General features: G+C 42.6%; 20 protein-coding genes and 1 riboswitch. Of the genes, 7 read left to right on the forward strand and 13 right to left on the reverse strand.

Translation table 11 applies throughout. The features are described 5' to 3' along the window. Positions 1–258: 258 nt before the first annotated feature. From gcvPB to gcvT, 3 genes are read right to left on the reverse strand one after another with little or no spacing between them, the layout of a single operon-like run. Positions 259–1,716: an aminomethyl-transferring glycine dehydrogenase subunit GcvPB gene (gcvPB, locus tag BTA31_RS18695; RefSeq protein WP_076793480.1), complete on the reverse strand. Its 1,458-nt coding sequence runs from the start codon at positions 1,714–1,716 to the stop codon at positions 259–261. After that, positions 1,709–3,055, reverse strand: a complete 1,347-nt coding sequence (gene gcvPA, locus BTA31_RS18700; RefSeq protein WP_076793481.1) for an aminomethyl-transferring glycine dehydrogenase subunit GcvPA — start codon at positions 3,053–3,055, stop codon at positions 1,709–1,711. Before gcvPA ends, gcvPB begins: the two co-directional genes overlap by 8 nt. 30 nt (positions 3,056–3,085) lie before the next feature. Next, the gene (gene gcvT, locus BTA31_RS18705; RefSeq protein WP_076793482.1) at positions 3,086–4,180 is read right to left on the reverse strand and encodes a glycine cleavage system aminomethyltransferase GcvT; all 1,095 of its coding nucleotides are present in this window, start codon (positions 4,178–4,180) and stop codon (positions 3,086–3,088) included. Between the two features lie 244 nt (positions 4,181–4,424). Continuing rightward, positions 4,425–4,514, reverse strand: a riboswitch (glycine riboswitch). Between the two features lie 242 nt (positions 4,515–4,756). On the opposite strand from gcvT, the gene BTA31_RS18710 reads away from it, so the two are divergent. The 4 genes from BTA31_RS18710 (at position 4,757) to sinR (ending at position 7,974) form a co-directional block, all read left to right on the forward strand. Next, positions 4,757–6,436 carry a DEAD/DEAH box helicase gene (locus tag BTA31_RS18710; RefSeq protein ID WP_076793483.1) on the forward strand — a complete coding sequence of 560 codons (1,680 nt, stop codon included), beginning with the start codon at positions 4,757–4,759 and terminating at the stop codon, positions 6,434–6,436. 6 nt (positions 6,437–6,442) lie between these two features. Continuing rightward, complete coding sequence (locus tag BTA31_RS18715; RefSeq protein ID WP_076793484.1) at positions 6,443–7,237, forward strand: YqhG family protein; 795 nt, start codon at positions 6,443–6,445, stop codon at positions 7,235–7,237. A 191-nt stretch (positions 7,238–7,428) separates the two neighbouring features. Continuing rightward, positions 7,429–7,605 carry an anti-repressor SinI gene (gene sinI, locus BTA31_RS18720; protein WP_043927875.1) on the forward strand — a complete coding sequence of 59 codons (177 nt, stop codon included), beginning with the start codon at positions 7,429–7,431 and terminating at the stop codon, positions 7,603–7,605. A 33-nt stretch (positions 7,606–7,638) separates the two neighbouring features. Beyond that, the gene (gene sinR / locus BTA31_RS18725; RefSeq protein WP_006637528.1) at positions 7,639–7,974 is read left to right on the forward strand and encodes a transcriptional regulator SinR; all 336 of its coding nucleotides are present in this window, start codon (positions 7,639–7,641) and stop codon (positions 7,972–7,974) included. A gap of 104 nt (positions 7,975–8,078) precedes the next feature. Here the strand turns inward: sinR and tasA are convergent, their stop codons facing one another. From tasA to tapA, 3 genes are all read right to left on the reverse strand, one after another. Further along, positions 8,079–8,873: a biofilm matrix protein TasA gene (tasA, locus tag BTA31_RS18730; RefSeq protein WP_076793485.1), complete on the reverse strand. Its 795-nt coding sequence runs from the start codon at positions 8,871–8,873 to the stop codon at positions 8,079–8,081. 72 nt (positions 8,874–8,945) lie between these two features. Next, on the reverse strand, positions 8,946–9,530 hold the full coding sequence (sipW, locus tag BTA31_RS18735; protein ID WP_076793486.1) for a signal peptidase I SipW: 585 nt from the start codon (positions 9,528–9,530) through the stop codon (positions 8,946–8,948). Next, entirely contained in the window at positions 9,527–10,255 is a 729-nt protein-coding gene (gene tapA / locus BTA31_RS18740) for an amyloid fiber anchoring/assembly protein TapA (RefSeq protein WP_076793487.1), read from the reverse strand. Before tapA ends, sipW begins: the two co-directional genes overlap by 4 nt. A 280-nt stretch (positions 10,256–10,535) precedes the next feature. On the opposite strand from tapA, the gene BTA31_RS18745 reads away from it, so the two are divergent. After that, positions 10,536–10,856 carry a YqzG/YhdC family protein gene (locus tag BTA31_RS18745; protein ID WP_076793488.1) on the forward strand — a complete coding sequence of 107 codons (321 nt, stop codon included), beginning with the start codon at positions 10,536–10,538 and terminating at the stop codon, positions 10,854–10,856. A gap of 29 nt (positions 10,857–10,885) precedes the next feature. Here the strand turns inward: BTA31_RS18745 and BTA31_RS18750 are convergent, their stop codons facing one another. The 6 genes from BTA31_RS18750 to comGC form a co-directional block, all read right to left on the reverse strand. Beyond that, the gene (locus tag BTA31_RS18750; RefSeq protein ID WP_020452171.1) at positions 10,886–11,068 is read right to left on the reverse strand and encodes a YqzE family protein; all 183 of its coding nucleotides are present in this window, start codon (positions 11,066–11,068) and stop codon (positions 10,886–10,888) included. Between the two features lie 88 nt (positions 11,069–11,156). Beyond that, positions 11,157–11,522 (reverse strand): competence type IV pilus minor pilin ComGG, encoded by a 366-nt coding sequence (gene comGG / locus BTA31_RS18755; RefSeq protein WP_076793489.1) that lies wholly within the window; start codon positions 11,520–11,522, stop codon positions 11,157–11,159. 11 nt (positions 11,523–11,533) lie between these two features. Continuing rightward, positions 11,534–12,022 (reverse strand): competence type IV pilus minor pilin ComGF, encoded by a 489-nt coding sequence (comGF, locus tag BTA31_RS18760; protein ID WP_239693242.1) that lies wholly within the window; start codon positions 12,020–12,022, stop codon positions 11,534–11,536. Next, a complete protein-coding gene (gene comGE / locus BTA31_RS18765) occupies positions 11,931–12,278 on the reverse strand; it encodes a competence type IV pilus minor pilin ComGE (RefSeq protein WP_076793491.1) in 348 nt (115 codons plus the stop codon). Before comGE ends, comGF begins: the two co-directional genes overlap by 92 nt. After that, positions 12,262–12,699: a competence type IV pilus minor pilin ComGD gene (gene comGD / locus BTA31_RS18770; protein ID WP_076793492.1), complete on the reverse strand. Its 438-nt coding sequence runs from the start codon at positions 12,697–12,699 to the stop codon at positions 12,262–12,264. The genes comGE and comGD overlap by 17 nt, the downstream gene beginning before the upstream one ends. Positions 12,700–12,704: 5 nt before the next feature. Beyond that, positions 12,705–12,968 (reverse strand): competence type IV pilus major pilin ComGC, encoded by a 264-nt coding sequence (comGC, locus tag BTA31_RS18775; RefSeq protein ID WP_076793493.1) that lies wholly within the window; start codon positions 12,966–12,968, stop codon positions 12,705–12,707. Between the two features lie 125 nt (positions 12,969–13,093). Here comGC and BTA31_RS18780 point away from each other — a divergent pair, with 125 nt between their 5' ends. Beyond that, positions 13,094–13,783 (forward strand): hypothetical protein, encoded by a 690-nt coding sequence (locus BTA31_RS18780; RefSeq protein WP_076793494.1) that lies wholly within the window; start codon positions 13,094–13,096, stop codon positions 13,781–13,783. Positions 13,784–13,951: 168 nt separating this feature from the next. Continuing rightward, the gene (locus BTA31_RS18785) at positions 13,952–14,692 is read left to right on the forward strand and encodes a helix-turn-helix domain-containing protein (protein ID WP_076793495.1); all 741 of its coding nucleotides are present in this window, start codon (positions 13,952–13,954) and stop codon (positions 14,690–14,692) included. Between the two features lie 271 nt (positions 14,693–14,963). On the opposite strand, the gene BTA31_RS23195 is transcribed toward BTA31_RS18785, so the two are convergent. Continuing rightward, positions 14,964–15,289 (reverse strand): hypothetical protein (locus tag BTA31_RS23195; RefSeq protein WP_204513342.1); only part of this gene is annotated, 326 nt, incomplete at its 5' end.

Consider the following 15,289-nt stretch of genomic DNA (forward strand, 5'->3'; position numbering starts at 1 on the left):
GTTGTCACTCTCTACCCTTGTGATTCCTTCTAAATGCTCCATAATCCTCTGCTTTCAAGGTAAATTAAACCATTATCTCTCAATAAAACATTGAAACTATCACGTTTTGCAAAGTAATTTTTATTTTTAATTTTAAATTTGATGAATTTACTATTTAATACGTGGGAAATCCTTCTCATTCAATTAGTAAAACGTTTACATAAAGATGTTATTTTTCTCATAAAAAAAGCCGGCGAAATCGATCCGCCGGCTTTCTTATCATTTTTCATAGCGCAGCACGGGCTTCCGCGCAGCTTTTGTTTCATCCATGCGTTTCACAACGGTTGTATGCGGTGCTTCCTGAACGACTTCAGGCGTTTCCTCCGCTTCTTTTGCGATCTGGATCATCGTATCGATAAACGCATCGAGCGTTTCTTTCGACTCTGTTTCTGTCGGTTCAATCATGATGCATTCCTCGACATTGAGCGGGAAATAGATGGTCGGCGGATGGAAGCCGAAGTCCAAAAGGCGCTTTGCAATGTCAAGCGTTCTGACTCCCAGCTTTTTCTGGCGCCTTCCCGACAGCACAAATTCGTGCTTGGAGTGGCGGTCAAACGGCAGATCGTAGTAAGGAGCAAGCTTTCTCATCATATAATTCGCATTTAAAACGGCGTTTTCCGTCACTTCTTTGAGGCCATCCGGTCCCATTGAACGAATGTACGTATAAGCCCTCACATTGATGCCGAAGTTTCCGTAGTAAGGTTTCACCCTGCCGATCGATTGCGGACGGTCATAGTCAAAGGTATAGCGGTCGTCTTTTTTCACCAGTACAGGCTTCGGCAAATACGGAATCAATTCCTTCTTGACACCGACAGGACCTGACCCGGGTCCCCCGCCTCCGTGCGGCCCTGTAAAGGTTTTGTGAAGGTTCAAATGAACGACGTCAAATCCCATGTCACCCGGTCTTGCTTTGCTGAGTACGGCGTTCAGGTTTGCTCCGTCATAGTACAGCTTTCCTCCGGCTTTATGGACGATTTCAGCCATTTCCAATATATTTTCCTCAAAAAGGCCGAGCGTATTTGGATTGGTCAGCATTAACGCGGCTGTTTCTTCATCTACGACACGCTTTAAATCTTCAAGATCAACAAGGCCGTCGTCATTCGATTTGACGGTGACTGTTTCAAATCCGGCAACAGTCGCAGACGCGGGATTTGTGCCGTGGGCCGAATCAGGAACAATGACCTTCGTCCTTTTATGATCGCCGTTTGCCTCATGGAACGCGCGGATCATCATCAGCCCGGTCCACTCGCCGTGCGCGCCCGCAGCCGGCTGAAGGGTGACCTCATCCATCCCTGTGATCTCTTCCAAATGCTCGCTCAAGTCATACAAGAGTTCCAGCGCCCCCTGTACGGTTCTTTCATCCTGAAGCGGATGGATTGCAGAAAATCCCGGAATTCTCGCGATTTTTTCGTTAATCTTCGGATTGTACTTCATCGTGCATGAACCGAGCGGATAAAAGCCCGAATCCACTCCGTGGTTACGCCTTGATAAAGCCGTATAATGGCGCATAATATCAAGCTCAGACACTTCGGGGAGATCTGCCGGTTCGTCTCTGAGATACGCTTCATCAAGGACGTCTGTCACATCTGTTTCAGGAACGTCAAGCTCAGGAAGGCTGTAGCCGACCCGTCCTTCTTTTGATACTTCAAAAATAAGCGATTGATCCTGATTATTCATGGCGATCCCCCAATTCATTCATGAGTGTATCGATTTCCTCTTTTGTTCTGAGCTCTGTCACGGCGATCAGCATGTGCTGTTTTAAATCCGGATATGAAGCGCCGAGATCGTAGCCTCCGATAATATTCTTCTCAAGCAGGCGTTCGTTCGCTTTTTTGACAGGTTCATTGAGCCTGACGACAAACTCGTTGAACATCGGCCCCTCAAACGCGACTTCAAGACCGGCCCGTTTAGCTGCTTCTTTTGCGTAAACCGCTTTTTGCAGGTTCTGCCATGCGATTTCCTTGACGCCTTTTTTGCCGAGCGCCGTCATAGCGACTGATGCTGCAAGCGCATTGAGCGCCTGGTTGGAGCATATATTTGATGTTGCTTTATCCCGTCTGATATGCTGCTCACGAGCCTGCAGAGTGAGAACGAATCCCCTTTTCCCATTTTCATCTTCCGTCTGACCGACTAGACGGCCCGGCACTTTTCTCATCAATTTTTTCGTGGCGGCAAAGAATCCGCAGTGCGGCCCTCCAAAAGCAGCCGGTATTCCGAACGGCTGGGCATCTCCGATAACGATGTCAGCCCCCAATGCCCCGGGCGGTGTTAAAAGCCCGAGAGCCAGCGGATTGGCGGAAACGATGAACATGCTTTTCCCTTTATGGGCGATCGGTTCAATGTCTTTCAGCGGCTCAATTCGCCCGAAAAAGTTGGGGTATTGGACGATCACTGCTGCTGTATCTTCGCAGACGGCTTCATTAAGAGCCGCAAGATCCGCTGTTCCATTTTTGGAAGGGACTTCAACCACGTCGATGTACTGTCCTTTCGCATACGTTTTTAAAACCTCGCGCGATTCGGGATGGACGGTTTCCGAAACGACGATTTTTTTCTTTTTTGTATGTCCTGAAGCAAGCATTGCCGCTTCGGCTAACGCCGTTCCCCCGTCATACATCGACGAGTTGCTGATATCCATGCCCGTCAGCTCGCAAATCATCGTTTGAAATTCGAAAATCGCCTGGAGCTCCCCTTGAGAAATTTCAGGCTGATACGGTGTGTAAGCCGTGTAAAACTCTGACCGCGAAATCACGTGGTCTACAATGACGGGCTGGTAATGATCGTATACGCCCGCTCCCAAAAAAGAGGCGTACGTTACTGTATCTTTATTTTTAGCCGCGAGTTTCGTCAGCTCTTTTGTGAGCTCAGTCTCAGACTTTGCCTTTTTAATTTGGTATTCCCCTTTAAATCTGACGCTTTCGGGTATATCGGAGAATAGCTCGTCGATTCTCTCGACTCCAATTGCCTCAAGCATCTCCTTTTTATCCTGATCTGTAGCTGGCAGGTAACGGTGCTTCATCTTCAGTCTCCTTTCACGGTCTTAGCAAACTTACGGCTGCCGTTTGTAAAATGGGGTTTTCACGATTTTCGCTTTCAAACGCTTATTTCTGATTTCCACTTCAACTACGGTGTCAAGGGCGCAGGCTTCTTTTTTCAGCAATGCGAGGCCGACGTTTTTCTTTAAGGTCGGCGACTGTGTGCCGGTTGTCACCTCGCCTGCTTGTTCGCCTTGATAATAGACGGCGTATCCGTGTCTTGGAATGCCTTTATCGATCATTTCAAGGCCGACCAGTTTTCTGTCCGCTCCATGTTCCTTTTGGCTTGCCAGGACGGCTTTTCCAAAGAAATCCGAGGCTTTGTTTGTTTTGACGGCGAATCCGATGCCGGCTTCGATTGGCGTAATGTCTTTTGAGAGCTCCTGTCCGTACAGCGGCAGCTTCGCTTCAAACCTCAGCGTATCCCTAGCCCCAAGGCCGCACGGCACCAATCCCGAATCCTTTCCCGTATTAAGGAGCAGCTTCCAAATGTAGGCTGCACCTTCATTCCGGCAGTAAATCTCAAAGCCGTCCTCTCCCGTGTATCCCGTTCTGGACACAAGCGCCTGCACGCTGCCGATCGCTGCATCATCCCGGAACGTAAACGGCTTTAATCCGGCAAGATCGATATCTGCGACCTGTTTTATAATCGCTTCTGCCTTCGGCCCTTGAAGGGCAAGCAGCGCAATCTCGTCAGACACATTCCGAACCGAAACGTCTCCTTCTATGTGCTGGTTCATCCAATCGACGTCCTTGTCGATATTGGCTGCGTTAATGACGAGCATGTAGACATTGACCGCTTTTTTATAGACGAGGAGATCGTCGATCGTTCCGCCGTCTTCATAGCACATCGCCGTATAATGGGCGCCGCCTTCTTTCAGCGTCGAAACATCGTTTGTCAACAGCTTTTGCAAAAACGGAAGGCTGTCTGTTCCTGTGATTTCGACCTCCCCCATGTGTGAGACGTCAAAAAGCCCCGCTTTCGTTCTGACGGCTTCATGCTCTTCTTTAATTGAAGAAAACTGAACAGGCAGTTCCCAGCCGCCAAAATCAATCGTTTTCCCGCCATATTCCTTATAAAGGTCAAATAAAGGCGTTCGTTTAAGCATTCTGCTTCCCCCTTCGCTTTTCAAACTAAAAACAAGTTTGCCAATCATCAGAAAACAAGAAAGATTTCAACACCAATCGGATGGTTGCGCCCCTTTGGACGGCACAAAAAAGGACAGAGAAGCCCCTTTGTCAGTTCGGAGGCTCTCTGTCCTGGCACCTGAAAGTTTACTTTGCATCAAAAGCAAAGATGTCCCCTTTGGTGGTTTGCTAAACATAATATGATACAAACTCTCTCCAGAGTTGCGTCAAGCAAGAGTTCTTTTGCCTGAGAGATTCACTGTTTCCCCAGCTTGCTCCTTCGGCGCCTCTATCGGTCTCTCCCCTTGCCGTCATTCGCTCATATTCATTTCTTTTCATGGACATACTATATAAAGCTTACGTTTTTTTACTGATGATCTACAAATATCCTACCATCATCACAACGATTGGGCAACAGAAAAAATCATTAACAATTTATTATTCCAGAATAAGAACGTTCGTGTTTTGTTTATTTCTTAATAAAATCCGTTTTTTTCACGCAAGATTTTCTTTTAAAAAAGAACATTTGAATCTCAGAAGAGAAAGGCGGCATTACGATGAGACCAGACATTCATTTCGACAACGAGTGGCCGGAACAGTTCAAAAAGCACCTTGATGAAGACGGACCGTGGGCGAATTGGGAGCTTTACAAGCTTTCCTGTGAAGTACAGAAAAGGCTTGCGATTCCGACGTTTGAAGGCTTGCAGGCTCCTTATCACCTCCCCGGCTTCACACCGCTTCCCCACCAGCTTGAAGTCGCCCGGAAGGTGGTCGAGCAGATGAACGGAAAAGCCATCTTGGCGGATGAAGTGGGCCTCGGCAAAACGGTCGAGGCGGGGCTGATATTAAAAGAATACATGATTCGCGGGCTGGCCAAAAAAATATTGATCCTCGTCCCCGCCTCGCTCGTCTCGCAATGGGTGAAGGAACTGCGGGAAAAGTTTTTAATTCCGGCCGTTGAACAGAAAAAAAGCTATGTATGGGAGCAGTGCGATGTGGTCGTCTCCTCCCTTGACACGGCAAAGCGGTCGCCTCACAGGGAGACGGTTTTGTCGATCCAGTATGATGTTGTGATTATTGATGAAGCTCACAAACTGAAAAACAATAAAACAAAAAATTACGAGTTTGTCCGCAGCTTAAAGAAAAAATATTGCCTGATGCTGACGGCGACGCCGATCCAAAACAAGATCGACGAAATATTTAATCTCGTTTCCTTGCTAAAACCCGGACACTTGGGAAATGAAAGCAACTTCAACAAAGATTATACAAAACAGATCAATTCAGCTGAAGCGCACGAGCGCTTGAAGTCCCTTATCAATAAAGTCATGATCAGAAACAGGCGGCATGATACCGGCATCACCTGGACGAAGCGCCATGTCGAAACCGTGCCCATTTCCTTTTCTCCTACAGAACAGGCTTTGTATGACGAGATTAAAAAGCTGAAGACAAATCATCAGCATTCATCAAGCATGTTCTCAATCATGACATTGGAGCGCGAATGCTGTTCAAGCAGAGAGGCGGTCTATATGACGCTGAAAAACATGCTTGACCGAAAGGATCGCGAAGCACCGGTGATAAGTGAACCTGTCATCCACCATTTGATCGACAAGGTCAACGAGGTCACGCAAAATTCAAAAGCGCTGAAAGTCGTTGAACTCATTCAAGAACTCGATGACAAAGTCATCATCTTTACTGAATACAGGGCGACGCAGATTTATCTGCAATGGTTCCTCCAGCAGAACGGCATCAGTTCCGTACCGTTCAGAGGTGGATTTAAAAGAGGAAAGAAAGACTGGATGAAAGATTTGTTCAGAGGCAAAGTGCAAGTTCTGATCGCGACTGAAGCAGGCGGTGAAGGGATCAACCTTCAATTTTGCAATAAAATTATCAACTACGACCTTCCGTGGAACCCGATGCGTCTCGAGCAAAGGATCGGCCGGATTCACCGGCTCGGCCAGGAACGCGATGTCTATATTTACAACATGGCAACAAAGCATACCGTAGAAGAGCATATTTTAAAACTTCTCTATGAAAAGATCGATTTGTTCGAAAAAGTCGTCGGAGACTTGGATGATATTTTAACAAAAATCGAGGTCGGCAATTTTGAAGATCACCTCCACGATATTCTCTTTTACTCTGCGACAGACGAAGAAATGAAAATCAAAATGGAAAACTTAACCTCTTTCATTTCATACGGAAATGAAGCCGTTTCAAACCAAAAACAGATCGGAGGCTAAAATCAAATGCGTCAGGAAGAAATATACCTGTTTTTAGAACGCTTTTTCACCGCAAACGGCTGCACGATCACCGACAAAAGTCCAGGCCACATGACCGTGCAGCTGACGGTTGAGATTGATAAACAGATCATGAACAGGCCGTTTTACTGGCACTGGCTTGAAAAGACGGGCGGAGAGCCGAATCCGATGAAAATCACGCTGATCACGAATGAAGACGAGGCCCCTTCCGATATCGAAGGGGAGTTTATTCATTTTGGATCACCAAGACTTTTTCAAATTTTCCAGGCAGTGCAAAAGAACGGCAAATTTATTCGCCTTTATGAGAGAATCCGTTCTGAAGGAGCTCATATTCCCCTTGAACCGTGGCTCGGCATGAATGTGACGATCTCGTACCAGTCCGACATGAAAAAAGATAAGCTTTTGTCCCTCGGCCTTCATTTAATCAGCGGTCAGCTGGTCGAATCGTTTCAAGAACAAATGGAAGCCCGCAAGCTCTCTTCGCAGATCTCTGACTACTGTTACACGATGTCGCCGTTGATTAAGCCGGAAAGCGGCATTAAACGGCTTGAGCGCTATATCGAACAGGCGGCCAGAAGCGAGCCGCTTGATTGGGCTGAAGCATCCCTGAAACGTTGGAATAACGACCTGTCACTCTTAAACCAATTTTACGAGGATACTGAAGAAAAACCGGAGGAATACGAAATTGAGAAAAAGGCCCTCCAAACGCTTTACGAGCCTAAAATCGATATTAAAGTTCAAAACGGGGGATTATTTTATCTGCACAAAAAAAAATCAGGATAATTTTTCCGATTCGACACCGTTCTTGTTTTTATTCAGAGAGCTGGAATTATAATAGAACTAAAGAGATAAGAGAAACTTTCGTAACGCCATTTGGACAAGCTTGGAAAAGTGTTGAGTCTCGGGGTTTATCTTTGTTTATCACAACACGGTTGTCTGAAATACATAAACAAGTATTTTGGGGGGGGAAATGTATGAATAAAGATAAAAATGAGAAAGAAGAATTGGATGAGGAGTGGACAGAACTGATTAAACATGCTCTTGAACAAGGCATTAGTCCAGAGGAAATACGTATTTTTCTCAATTTGGGAAAGAAGTCTTCAAAACCTTCCGCATCAATTGAAAGAAGTCATTCAATAAATCCTTTCTGAATGTGCTATAATATCGAAAGGAAGGTGATGACATTGATTGGCCAGCGTATTAAACAATATCGAAAAGAAAAAGGCTACTCACTATCTGAACTAGCTGAAAAGGCTGGGGTAGCGAAGTCTTATTTAAGTTCAATAGAAAGAAACTTGCAAACAAACCCCTCCATTCAATTTCTAGAAAAAGTCTCCGCTGTTCTGGACGTCTCGGTTCATACCCTGCTCGATGAGAAAGATGAAACCGAATACGATGGTCAATTAGATAGTGAATGGGAAAATCTAGTTCGTGACGCTATGGCATCAGGGGTTTCTAAAAAACAATTTCGAGAATTTTTAGATTATCAAAAGTGGAAGAAAAGACAGGAAAAGGAGTAAGGGAAACAGATCTTACTCCCTTTGGCATTTTTTACGCTGAATAAGCCGATTCCTCATGAACATAAAAAAACGGATCACAAAGATCCGTTTTTTAAATTGCACCATTATTTATCTTCACTGTGCGCTCTTTCGTTCTCTTTTACATAACCTTTTTCATCGGCATGTTTTTTGCCGTCGATTGTCAAGCCGTTCCATTGAGTAGCTTCGAATGAGAAGTCAAGCTGCACAGAATCACCTTGATATTTGTTCTGTACCATTCTGCCGCTGGCGTCTGTTGTTTTGTCATTGACAAATTCAATCACCAATTGAACTTTATCAAAGTCATATGGATCTTTCGGAATGCCGTCGTATTCAGGCGCAGTTTTTCCGTTGATTGTTGCTACATTGATTTTGCCATTGTCATGCAGGAAATCTGGCTCAATTGCTTTCTTCACTTTTTCGTACGCGCTCTTATCTTTTTTCGCGGACATATTGTACAGATCATAAAGGTTGGCTTCATCTAAAATGATGTTTTTAGGATAGCCGTTTCCGCCTTCAACTCCGACAGTCAGAACGCTGACTTTAAATTGTTTCAGGAAATCTTCCGCTGTGCTTTTTCCGCCGTTTTTCGCGTTTCCGTCAACGAAATTGCTGTAGCCTACCTGCATCAGCACTTCTTTAATCGCAAGTGATCCGTCATTTTTGAATTCGAAATCTTTAGTGAATTTGTCGCCTGGTTTTAAGTTGGACAAGTTCACTCTTGCAGATGTATCTTTCGCATTTAAGTCAAGCGTACCTGCTGCATAAGTGGCTTGAGTTGTTTCGATGTCGTTAAACGCAGCCCAGGTTCCTCCTCCTACTAATGCCAGTCCAAGCGCAGCAGACGCAACGCCTAATCCGAGTTTTTTCTTTGTACCCATTGATAACTCCTCCTTTTATAATAAGAAAATCTGTATATATGGAGACCTGAATGTTCAGGTGACCAACGAAGATTACATGGAAACTGATTGATCTTTGCCGGCGGCTTCAATTGCTTTAGTTTTTTGGTCAATCTCTCTTAAAGCCGCGGATACAGTAATCACTGCATAAAGAATCAACAAGAGTCCCGGCACGATCAGCAAAATGGCTGTGCCGATCGGTTTACTTGCAAAATCCAGCAAATACCCGGCATACGGAACCGTAATGCCCGAATACTTAGCGACAACATTTTCCGCCAGTACCGGATCAGAATCAGGGTTTTGGTTATTGTCACCCTTTGTCTTAAACATGAGATTTGATTTATTTTTTGTTATACCGATAATTCGGTGGGTAACCATGGTGTTTTCGTCTTGCATGAATGTAATGATATCTCCCTTTTTTAAAGACCCGGGATTTTCAACTTTCTGAACGGCAATCATAGAACCTGTTTTAAACTCCGGCTCCATCGATCCGGATAAAACCGTTTTCAATTGATAGCCGAAGAGCTGCGGCTCTCCGCCGGACGACTTTGTCGAAATCACGACGATGACCGCGGCGATGATGAGTGTGAAAATAATCACATACAAGATATTGCTGACCCATTTCATCACATGTTTCATGACGCTTCCCCGCTTTCTAATGAATGTTCTTCTTTTCTATTTTCTTGATCTACGGATTCACTGCCCTTTGGTGTTTCCTCTATATCCTGTTCAGACTTTTGCGGTGTTTGAGTCTGTTCTGTTTGCTTTGGTTTTGCTGAAGCTTTTTTAGGAGGCTTCGGTGTTTCTTCTTTGCAGTCTTGAAGCTCCATTACATTTGACCAAATGAAAGGTTTGCCCTTTTTAACATCGGGATGGCCTTCAGGCTTGATCAATTTAAAAGCGTATAGCCCTCCTTTTGCTGCCCGTTTCGACTCAATCCGGTAGATGCTGCTTTCGGCTTCTTTTTTGAAAACGCCTTTATCGATGACAGTCCCGTCCTCTAGCGGCTTTTTGGAATGACCGAGTTTATGAAGCTCCCACTTCCATTCAGAGTCGGCGATTTGACTGCCGCGGTTTTTATATTCTGCAAACAATGTCAGCGGTGCACAGACTGTTCCTTTCGTCTTTGTCTGTTTTTGAAGCTTCAAATCGCTTCCGTCCCACTGTTTCTCATCTTGAGGAAATGATGAGGCCGCTTTCATTGTCATGCTGTATGTTTCCACATCGTGAAATGATGCGTTTGTATGCTGTGACAGATGACTCCCCAATCCAATTAAAAGGTAAATGATCAGCAGCGTTTGGAAAACGATGATATTTTTTCCGCCTCTTTTTCGGCATCTCCTAGTTCGAGATAATCGTATCATGACTACCCTCCTAGCGAGTATGTAATGGCTTTTGTTTTCATTCGTTCGTTTTAAAGAACTTTATAGTTAGAGTATATAGAACAAGCGTACCGTTTGAAAACTGTCAAAATGGTCGATTAAGTTCGTTTTACAGAACATTTTCGTTTAATTCCTCAAAAAACCTCTCAAATTCTCATCTTTTTGAAAAGTTTGCAGTTCTTTATAGTGTACACAATTTCTTCTTATTTTTTGTATAAACACTGTTGACAAGGAAAAAATAGGATAGAAAGGATGATGACCCGTGCTGAAAAACGTCATGTTATGCTCTTTTTTACTGCTTGCCGGCATCGGACCGCTCAATGCCCATGCGGCAGCTTACGAAACAGCCCGCATGTCTAAGTGGGAAGAAAAAGCGGTTGAGGAAGCAAAAAAGAGATATCCGGAAGCAGAAGTTCGCCTCACGAAAAAAGTATGGGATCGAAAGCGGGCCGATGAAGCGGTCAAACAATACCATGTCACATTGAGTGAAGGAAATAAAAATTTCGGAGTATTTGTCACAATTTCATTTGAACCTGCGACACACAAAATTAACAAAGTCGTCGTTGTGGAAGAATATAAATAAGCCGCTTTGCAGTGCAAAGCGGCTTGTCTTTATTTATGCCGTTTAAAAAACATGATACAGCCAAGGGGAAGAATGCCGAACCATTGATATATCCTGGACGGCGGCTTTGACTCTTTGCGTTTTTCTTTCATTTCTTTTCTTTCCTGCTTAGGCGTGTCCATATATTTTACGAGCTGTTCCGTCATATATTTAACATAATCGTTCGTTTTCATCGTATCACCTCTTGGGGAGTTCTGTCAGTTGAAGTGTTGTCACGCGAATCTTTTTTTATACATTCTTTATGATTCCGACACACAATTTTTAATATTCTTTCCACTGTGTGATTTTCTGATTTCTTAAATCATATTGAAATTCAGCGCTCGTTTCTGTGCCGGAAGCTGTCGTTACCTCTATTTGGACTCGTTTGAGCTGCTGATGAGCCGGGTTGACAGTATACGATATCAAGCCATGCTGTTTTTGAACTTTTTCTTTTGTCTCTTCGTGAATATGGGACAAGGCATGGAGGATTCCATTTTGGAGAAGATTTTGCTGAATGTGAAATTCTTTTGTTTGCTGTGCAAACGTTCCTTGATTCGTTAATAAAGCGGCTGAATGACTCACGCAGAGCATGCAAATCACAGCTGTGAAAACAGCAGCGGGATAAATGAATCCTTTTGAATTTTTCACATGATCACCTTTTACATATGATAGAGCGGAATAGACGTGCGGTATGATTTGCCGCTTAGACTTGTCGCTTCAAGGATCAGCAGGTGATTTTCAATCACAAACCTCATTTGCTTAACATGTTGTAAAAGCGGCACATGACCTTTTCCATTGACTCTTTTTCTAATAACTGTCTGATATTGTTCATAGCGAACGATGTCACCTTGGCGGTTTGTCATTGCCAATGACTGATGATCGCCGGCTGCTCTAATGTCAAGCGAATTCCTGCACTCCTTCAATATCTGCTCGGCAGTAATCGTCCATTCGCGCGGGTGAATATCCGCACCATTTCTTTCCGGGGATAAAAACAGATGAAATATCGAGGCCATCGTACCTGCAACGAACATATACACCATTAAGGAAAACAGTACATTAAGAAGGGTAAATCCCTTTTGCCCGTAAAATGGTGAAACAATGCCTTTGACTGTCTCTTTTTTTAATGGAGATGCATGCTTCATAATCATCTCCCTTCTCCTTCCATTCAATAAAGTAAGATGTTTTCCGGTAAAGCACAGTTTCTTTAGGCTGGAACCGTCCGGTCAGCGTGTAGCGGCTGATCTTTTCCTCCAATATGCGATATGCCTCTTCTTCTTTTTCGGACGCCTCGCGCTGCAAAGACAGCTGATGAACCATAGGAATCAATAACATGGTGATCATGACCCATATGCCGAATGCGGAAACAGCTTCAACTGTTGTAAAGCCTCTATTTTTTTTGAACATTAATCTTTCCGCTTCCTAAATAGATCGTCAGTGTAAAAGAGGCGTGCTGTGTATCGATCACGATCTTTCCCCCTTGATTCGGAACTCCGCTTGGATTAAAAGTAAGAGTTGGTTTGAGCGTCGATTTTTTGAACGCGATATTGCAACTGTATGTCCTGACCAGCTCAGGCGCTGAACCTTCGTCCGAATGCTTAATGATATAGCGGCAGCCGGTAAAGTCAAACTGCACTTTAACCGTCGTATGGCGGACGAGAGCTGTCTGCTGAGCGTAAAGCAAATCCTCTTCAAGCTGTGAGACAAAGTGCTGAACGATTCTTTTTTCATAAATGGGAGGCAGTACGGCAAAGAGCAGAGTGAGCATAATGGAACCGATCATCAATACAGTTAAACTTTCCAAAAGGGTAAATCCTTTTTGATTCATAACCGTCAATCAGCCAGTGCTTTGCCGTTTGAAATTTTAATTGCTTTCCCATTCGGGCACTTTAAGTTCTTCTTCATGTAACCTTCAGATTCAAGTTCCGCCCTGCTCGGCGTTTTCCCGTCATGATCCATCTGATAGGCCGTAATTTGCGCTTGAACCATATTGATTAATCCTTCACATCCTTTCTTTTGAATACTTTGATTATGCTTGGTCACATTCGGTATGGTGATCAACAGCAGGATGGAGATGACAAGCATGACGACTAACATTTCAATAAATATGGGTAATAACCCTTAAATGATTATGAATCTGATTTCCAGAAAACACACAAAACGTCTAAAGTATTGAAGAATTTTTGTCGATAATTATAAAAGGATATTTAATGGAGGGAAAAATGAAAAGGTTATTGACATTAATGTTTGTAGTTACGGTATTAACCGCTTGTTCAAATCCAAATAAACAGCCCGAGGAAGAAAAAGCAGTTCATCAAACTAAGACAACATCGAATCAAAAAGAGAAGAAAATTAAAACGCATAAGCTGACTGATAAAGATAAACGTTTTATTCAGCTTATAAAAGATGGTGAATACGATAAAGTCATTAAAGAAACAAGCGATTTAAGGGACGTCTTTGAAAAGGATTATTATTTTATTGCATCTGTCTATAAAAAGGAAAAAGAATTAAAAGAAACACATTCAGGCACTTACGATGACTATTCTTACATGAGTGCAATGTTAGATAAAGTTGTTTATATGGATAGTCATGATGATTTACAAGTGCAGCAATTCAAAAAGATGAACAACAAAAGAATGGAATCCGCGAAAAAAGAACAAGACATAGTTAAAGAAGCAGAAAGAAAAGAAGAGGAAAAAAACGAAAAGCTTGACGCTATGAATGAACGAACGGCAAATCCGAAAGAGGTTTCAATTGGTATGACTACTGAAGAAGTGTTAACTGAAGGATGGGGTCGGCCAATTGATATTAACACAACTGTCACAAGTAATGGTAAACGCGAGCAATGGGTCTACAAAGGAAACAAATATCTCTACTTTGAAGACGGTGTATTAACTTCAATTCAATATTAACAACAAACACTCCCCTATTTCTAAAGGGTGAGTGTTTTTAATTTGTTCAAAACAATCAATCCTGCTTTTGCGCAAATGAAAAAATAAAAGATTTGTGAAGAATTTAACGAATTCAAGGAGTTAAACACTCCAAAAAGAATTTTTATAAAAGAAAGGAGTGAATTTCGTATGACGGTTGAAGGCTTGTATGAAGCTTCGATAAGATCTATGTTCCGCCAAGAAGTTTCTATGATGGTTAAATCGTTTTCAGTCGAGAATCAAAAAAAGCAACTCAAATCTTATCTCACCATGAAAGAGGTTTCGAAAAAAACCGGTTTAGGTCTTTCTACTATAGGTGATTTAATGCGTAGAAGAGCCATGCCTCATCTTCGAGTCAAAAGCAAAGTTCTTTTTCTTGAAGAAGAGATCAGGCCTACAATTATGCATTACAAAGAATTTGGTTGGACTGATCCTGATGATGAATGGGATGTTGCAAAAGCTTTTAAAGACGTTGAAAATTTAAGAAACCCTAAGGAGGAGCCGACCATGATCGAAGAAGCACTTAGAAAAATTATCAAGGATGAGTTAGAAGTATTTGTCCAAGATATAAAGAATGCGACATCTAAAGAAAATTATATGGGACGCACTAACTTAACGATTAAAGAAGCTGCTAAGTATTTTCGGACAAGCCCATCCACAATAACCAATTTAATTCATGAGGAAGGTATGCCTCATATTCGTATGGGAAGTCGCTACATAATTGTCTTAGAAGAAGCTGAAGCTTTTCTTTGGAGGGAAACTGCAAAAAGATACGCTGATACCGGGAATATTTATTGGACAAGAATTTTAGAACGTATTGATTACGAAGACAAAAAACGAAAAGCTGCATTTGAAAAAGCAATGTCTAACCTTGAAAATTCATTCAAATAAATTTGCATTCTAAAACTAAAGAGAGAGGCAATGCCTCCTTTCTCTTTATTAACGCAATAAGCAATTTCCACATCATATCGCACATTCTTACGTGATGATTTTACAAACAAAAAGCGTGAGACAGATAACGTCTCACGCTTAAACAAACGTAAGAATCAAAAATTTCTTCCTTACTTCATCCGCTTAAAAAATTAAATTCACGATTTTTCGTAATGATGATTGTTGGCAAAGCCGGACAACAATTCACCAACAATCCCCCTTACAAAATTATTTAACGGTCAACAGTTTTCCTTGCAACAAAAATTATGCACCCCAGATAACTAATTAATGTTACAGTAAATATCCAAAATATTGTGTTGACTTCAACATTAAAAATATTCATAAAAAGATACAAAAATAGAAGGAAAGCAAACAAAAAGTGAAGTGCTCCATAAGCAGCCTTCATCCTAATTTTTTTAAAAAGTTCTTTATTCTTTAGTCTATCACTTATTAGAGCAAATCCTAAAGGAATAAACGAAAGAATAAGGATATAACTTTCAACTGACTTACTTAATACCACATCTACTATTCCAATAACAAAAAGAAATACTCCTAGTG

The organism is Bacillus haynesii, from assembly GCF_001969855.1.
Classification (GTDB): domain Bacteria; phylum Bacillota; class Bacilli; order Bacillales; family Bacillaceae; genus Bacillus; species Bacillus haynesii.

What these genes read in the sequence shown, in the direction of transcription:
- BTA31_RS18715 (WP_076793484.1), top strand. Translation starts at nt 6,443, where the DNA reads ATGCGTCAGGAAGAAATATACCTGTTTTTAGAACGCTTTTTCACCGCA.
- gcvT (WP_076793482.1), bottom strand. Translation starts at nt 4,180, where the DNA reads ATGCTTAAACGAACGCCTTTATTTGACCTTTATAAGGAATATGGCGGG.
- BTA31_RS18780 (WP_076793494.1), top strand. Translation starts at nt 13,094, where the DNA reads ATGAAAAGGTTATTGACATTAATGTTTGTAGTTACGGTATTAACCGCT.
- comGC (WP_076793493.1), bottom strand. Translation starts at nt 12,968, where the DNA reads ATGTTAGTCGTCATGCTTGTCATCTCCATCCTGCTGTTGATCACCATA.
- sipW (WP_076793486.1), bottom strand. Translation starts at nt 9,530, where the DNA reads ATGAAACATGTGATGAAATGGGTCAGCAATATCTTGTATGTGATTATT.
- BTA31_RS18710 (WP_076793483.1), top strand. Translation starts at nt 4,757, where the DNA reads ATGAGACCAGACATTCATTTCGACAACGAGTGGCCGGAACAGTTCAAA.
- gcvPB (WP_076793480.1), bottom strand. Translation starts at nt 1,716, where the DNA reads ATGAATAATCAGGATCAATCGCTTATTTTTGAAGTATCAAAAGAAGGA.
- comGF (WP_239693242.1), bottom strand. Translation starts at nt 12,022, where the DNA reads ATGATTATGAAGCATGCATCTCCATTAAAAAAAGAGACAGTCAAAGGC.
- tapA (WP_076793487.1), bottom strand. Translation starts at nt 10,255, where the DNA reads ATGATACGATTATCTCGAACTAGGAGATGCCGAAAAAGAGGCGGAAAA.
- BTA31_RS18785 (WP_076793495.1), top strand. Translation starts at nt 13,952, where the DNA reads ATGACGGTTGAAGGCTTGTATGAAGCTTCGATAAGATCTATGTTCCGC.
- comGE (WP_076793491.1), bottom strand. Translation starts at nt 12,278, where the DNA reads ATGTTCAAAAAAAATAGAGGCTTTACAACAGTTGAAGCTGTTTCCGCA.
- comGD (WP_076793492.1), bottom strand. Translation starts at nt 12,699, where the DNA reads ATGAATCAAAAAGGATTTACCCTTTTGGAAAGTTTAACTGTATTGATG.
- BTA31_RS18750 (WP_020452171.1), bottom strand. Translation starts at nt 11,068, where the DNA reads ATGAAAACGAACGATTATGTTAAATATATGACGGAACAGCTCGTAAAA.
- sinI (WP_043927875.1), top strand. Translation starts at nt 7,429, where the DNA reads ATGAATAAAGATAAAAATGAGAAAGAAGAATTGGATGAGGAGTGGACA.
- gcvPA (WP_076793481.1), bottom strand. Translation starts at nt 3,055, where the DNA reads ATGAAGCACCGTTACCTGCCAGCTACAGATCAGGATAAAAAGGAGATG.
- tasA (WP_076793485.1), bottom strand. Translation starts at nt 8,873, where the DNA reads ATGGGTACAAAGAAAAAACTCGGATTAGGCGTTGCGTCTGCTGCGCTT.